The following is a 313-nucleotide window of genomic DNA, read 5'->3' as shown; positions in this document are numbered from 1 at the left end:
ATTCCAGTTCCAGCAGACCCGGCAGTTTCGCGTTGATGTAGTCAACGAATTCCAGCGCTTTTTTTTTGATTTCTTCAGATTTACCACCCGGGATGGTCGCGTACAGACCGTCGGTGTCGATGTACAGAACTTTGAAACCGAATTTTTCTTCCAGTTCTTTCCAAACGAATTCGATGTATTCACGACCCCACGCGGTAACAGATTCCGCGCATTCTTTGCAGTACCAACGCGCTTTCGCGTAACCGTAGTAACCGTAGTAAGAGTTCGCCAGGATTTTGATCGCACGCTGACGGTAGTCCAGCATGATTTTTTC

Annotated in this window: 1 protein-coding gene; it reads right to left on the bottom strand. The window is 47.6% G+C overall.

Translation table 11 applies throughout. The annotated features are described in order from the left end of the window. Positions 1–313, bottom strand: a 313-nt coding sequence (locus SB822_RS55960; protein ID WP_410858959.1) for a DNA polymerase domain-containing protein, incomplete at both ends; no start/stop codon positions are given.

This window comes from Paraburkholderia sp. SIMBA_054 (assembly GCF_046534875.1).
Classification (GTDB): domain Bacteria; phylum Pseudomonadota; class Gammaproteobacteria; order Burkholderiales; family Burkholderiaceae; genus Paraburkholderia; species Paraburkholderia hospita.
This window is presented reverse-complemented; position numbering and strand designations above follow the sequence as displayed.